Annotated in this window: 3 protein-coding genes and 1 pseudogene; all 4 read right to left on the bottom strand. The window is 63.6% G+C overall.

The window, feature by feature from the left end:
* Positions 1-90: 90 nt before the first annotated feature.
* A complete protein-coding gene (locus Q4C89_RS14185) occupies positions 91-480 on the bottom strand; it encodes a helix-turn-helix domain-containing protein (RefSeq protein ID WP_303103275.1) in 390 nt (129 codons plus the stop codon).
* 201 nt (positions 481-681) lie between these two features.
* Positions 682-1,971 (bottom strand): folylpolyglutamate synthase/dihydrofolate synthase family protein, encoded by a 1,290-nt coding sequence (locus Q4C89_RS14180; protein WP_303103274.1) that lies wholly within the window; start codon positions 1,969-1,971, stop codon positions 682-684.
* A gap of 60 nt (positions 1,972-2,031) precedes the next feature.
* Positions 2,032-2,976, bottom strand: a complete 945-nt coding sequence (locus tag Q4C89_RS14175) for a manganese-dependent inorganic pyrophosphatase (protein WP_303103273.1) — start codon at positions 2,974-2,976, stop codon at positions 2,032-2,034.
* Between the two features lie 100 nt (positions 2,977-3,076).
* A pseudogene (locus tag Q4C89_RS14170) lies at positions 3,077-4,192 on the bottom strand (S-layer protein); the annotation flags it as partial.

Here is a 4,192-nt window from a genome sequence, read left to right as displayed (position 1 = left end):
AGAGAGCAGGCCGCCGAAACTGTCCAAGCAGAAAAGCGTGTTCGTTCCGGCAACTGCCGCAGCGAACACGCTCTTTTCTCCCCTCGTGGCTCAGTTCAGGATGCGCTTGAGGTGCAGGTAGATTTCGTACCAGTCCTGTTTGTCACGCGGGCGCTTGCCACGCAGTTCGATACGGGACAGCGTGCGAACCCAGTCGGGCGTGATTTGCGGCCCCAGGGTGGGGTCGGCAATCAGGTCGGCGAGGCCCTTGGGCAGGGCACCCTCGGTGGAGTCGCCGTAGAACTCGACGCCTTCGAGCAGGTCGTGAACCGTGATGCTGTAAGCACCAGCCAGCGTCTGAAGGGTTTCCAGGCTGGGGTTGGTGCGACCACGTTCCAGGTCACTCAGGTAAGGCACGCTGATGTCAGCGACCTCAGCCACGTCCTTGAGCCGCAGCCCTCGTTCGCTGCGGAGTTCACGGAGTCGTTCGTGCAGTTTCAATGTCATTCACCTCCTGGGCTGCGGCGGGTCATTCCTGAACCTGTGGGGTGTCTCGAGGTCAGGACTGTCAAACCGCCATTTGCTTGTGGGCAGAATCAGACACCCCTGCTCGGAGTGTAACACCGCCTCTCGATACGGTCAATACAGAATCGCCCTCCCCAAGCTGCCAGGAGCGAACCTGACCTTTGCCGCTCCAAGCCGTTACTGCCAACGTTCGCGGCTTTCGGAGGCTTCACCGAGCAGCAGGGGCCGCAGTTCGCCCAGCAAATAGAGACTGCCACAGGCCAGGGCCAACGGCTCCGAGGAAGGCAGGGCGGCGAGTGCCTCGGCTGGCCCCGCTGTCACTGTGATCCGCTCCACGCCAGCCTGCCGGAAGAGGGAGGCCAGATGCTCAGGAAGCGCGGCACGGGGACTCAGTTCGGCGCGGGTCAGGATGACCTCGGACGCCAGCGGAGCCAGGGCTGCCACCACGCCGGACAAGTCCTTGTCCTCCGCCGCCCCGAAGATGAGGGGCAGACGCTCGCGCCCTTCCAGCGCCAGCAGGGGCCGCAGCGCCTTTGCCAATGCTTGCGCCCCTGCCGGGTTGTGCGCCCCGTCGAGCAGCACCCGGCGACCCGACCAGTTCATGACTTCCAGACGGCCAGGCCAGCGGGTCTGCGCCGCCCCCTCCCGAATGGTCTGCTCGCTCAGGCCCAGTCGCCAAGCAGCCACCGCTGCCACGGCCGCATTGTGCGCCCCGTGTTCACCCAGCAGTGGTGTCTGCAAAGCCAGAGTGCCCAGAGGGCAGGTCACCGTCAGGTCATGCCCCGACCAGCCCAGTGGGCGCACCCGCACCTGCCAGTCACGCCCCAGCGCCCACAGGTCGGCCCCCTCGCTGTCCAGAATGCCCAGCAGTTCGGGAGCCAGCGCCGTCACTGCCGGACGACCTGGGCGCAAAATCCCGGCCTTTTCACGGGCAATCTGCTCGGGCTTGTCCCCCAGAATCGCCGTATGGTCGAGGGCCACATTGGTCAAAATGCTCAGCACCGGGTCAAGGGCGTTGGTGGCGTCCAGGCGGCCTCCCATGCCGACTTCCATCACGGCCCACTCTGCGCCTGCCTCGGCAAACAGCAGGCAGCCGAGCGCCGTGATCACCTCGAAAAAAGACGCTTCCGTTTCTTCTGCGGGCAGGCGCACCCGTTCCAGCGCCTCCAATACCACCGCTTCCGAAAGCTCCTGCCCGTCCACTACAAACCGCTCGGACAGCCGGGTCAAGTGCGGACTGGTAAACAGGGCCGTGCGCCGTCCTCCGGCACGCAGCATGGCGTCCAGGCTGGCGGCGGTACTGCCCTTGCCGTTGGTGCCGCCAATCAGCACCGTCTGAAAATACTGCTGTGGGTCGCCCAGGCGTGCCAGCAGCGCCCTTACCCGTGTCAGCCCCGGATGAATTCCAAACCGCTGGCGGGCAAACAGCCAGTCCACATTCGCGCCTTGCGTCACAGGGGGCAGCATAGCAGCCAAAAAAAACGGGAAAGGCCAGTGGGCGGCCCTTCCCTCCGCGTGCGCTGAGGCTCAGTTTTCAGGCGTGAAATGCTTTTCGATGGTCGGCACAATCTGCTTTTTGCGGCTGATGCGGTTGCCCAGGTCGGCCACCTGTCCCTCGGCTTCGACCCCGAAGGCTTCGCGCAGCAGCTTGGCTTCAGTGGCCCCCAGCACCAGCGCACGGTTGGTTTCGTTCAGAATATCCACCACGCTCAGCAGCACCCCGGTGAGGCCATCGTCGGCCTTGACCTGATCCATGGCCGCCAGCAGTTCATCCTGCCGCCCGAACACATAGCCAGGGTTGGTCGTTTCAATCACGCCGATGCCCCAGTTTTGCGGCTGTGTCGGGTCACCGAAGGGGAAGACCTTGAAATCCATTCGCAGCAGGGTCTCGGCGGGCGTGTCGCCCAGGTCGCTCTTGGCCGCGAACATCGCCAGCGCGTAGGCTTCCACGTCTTCGATCCCCGCAATCGGCGCAAGGAACTCGACCGCTTCACGGTCCCGCCCGGTGGTGGTGGGGCTACGGAAGTGCAGCGTGTCGCTCAGAATCGCGCTCAGCATCAGCTTGGCGTCCTGAAGTTCGACGCTCAGACCCGCCTCGCGGTGCAGGGCCAGCAAAATGGTGCCCGTGCAGCCTACGGGCTCAAAGCGCAGATAAGCCGGGCTAACCGTGGTCAGGTCACCGAGTTTATGGTGGTCGACGACGTGCGACACGTTCAGCTCGCTCAGGTTGGACACCGACTGGGCGCTCTCGTTGTGATCGACCAGGGCCACCTGACTTCCGGCGGGCAGTTCGCCTAGCAGTAGCGGAGCTTCCAGACCCAGTTCCCGCAGCACAAAGGCCGTTTCAAAGTTGAGTTCACCGAGGCGATAGGCCTGAGCTTCATGGCCCCGGCGGGAGAGAAACCGGGCATAGACCATCGCCGCACTGATGGCGTCGGTATCGGGATTGAGGTGACCAAAAACAGCAATCATGTTCACCATTTTAACGATTTGCCCTGGCGACAGCGGCCACTGCCGACAGGACAATGCAAAAACCCCCGCCGAAGCAGGGGCTTTTGGGTCAGAAGAGGGTTTAGAAGTTGACCTTGTAGCTGATCTTGAAGGTCTGGCCCTTGGCGGCCTTGCCATCGCCCAGACCGCTGCCGTATTCGACACCGCTGGTCATATCCTTCTGGCTCAGGTTGTACACGCCGTAGCTGAACACGAGGTCCTGGTAAGCGCCTTCAACGTACACGCCATTCAGGTTGGTGCGGCGGTTGTTGTTGCTGTCGCTGAAGTAGCCCTGGGTACCGCTGCCGTCGAAGGGGGTGTACTGACGATTCTGAGCGGTGTAACCGTCATAGCGCACGCCGATCTTGGTTTCGGGGAGCAGGAAGTCGTTCAGCACAACACCCGCACCGTACTTGGTGGCGCTGGCGCTGTACTTGTTGGTGTCCACACCGTTCACGGCGGTGTAGTAGCCGAACTGACCGTTCAGCTGAGGACGGAAGGGCAGGCCAGCCAGGGGGTCGGTACGCACGATCACGCCGAAGCCCGCACGGGTGCCCGCAGGACGGGTGCTGCTGAGCGCGATGCTGCTGTTGGCGAACGAGCCAGCCACACGCACATTGGCGACACCGACCTTACGGTCATAACGGGCATCACCGTAGACCAGGTTGCCGTCAAAGTTGCTGGTAGCGTCGTTGTACAGGCGGCCATAGCCCACGCGGAAGAACAGGTCCTTGACCAGCGCGTTATCGGCGTCACCGGCGTGACCGGCCTCAACACCGTAGGCGGTGAAGCAGGTGCTGGCGCGGCTGGCATCCAGGTTGACGCTGGGGTTCAGGACGTTGCCGACGCCGTCGGTGTCCTTGTAATCCACACCAGCGTTGTTCTCGGCGCAACCCAGACCAGTGCGGTAGGCGTTCTTGCCCACGCCGGGCGCGAAGCTCGACAGCAGGTAGCCACGGCTGAGGAGGCCACGGTCGGTGCCCACGCGAGTGGAGTTGCCGCCGTCCTTAGCCAGCGCGATGTCGCGGTAGTACGCCCCGACGAAGAAGCCACGGCCAGGGGTCACGTCGGCCTGCACAGCGGTACGGGTCACCTTGACCGAGCTGCCGCCGTCAGCACTGCCGCTGAAGACTTGCTTGCGGGCGCTGTCCAGCACGTTGTACGAGCCACGCACCGAGAAGATGTTGTAGGCCAGCTT

Source organism: Deinococcus sp., from assembly GCF_030523985.1.
GTDB lineage: Bacteria > Deinococcota > Deinococci > Deinococcales > Deinococcaceae > Deinococcus.
The sequence above is the reverse complement of the archived record's forward strand: the minus strand, read 5'-3'. Positions and strand labels throughout refer to the sequence as shown.

Coding starts and splice junctions, on each gene's coding strand:
- Q4C89_RS14180 (WP_303103274.1), bottom strand. CDS start 1,971: ATGCTGCCCCCTGTGACGCAAGGCGCGAATGTGGACTGGCTGTTTGCC.
- Q4C89_RS14175 (WP_303103273.1), bottom strand. CDS start 2,976: ATGATTGCTGTTTTTGGTCACCTCAATCCCGATACCGACGCCATCAGT.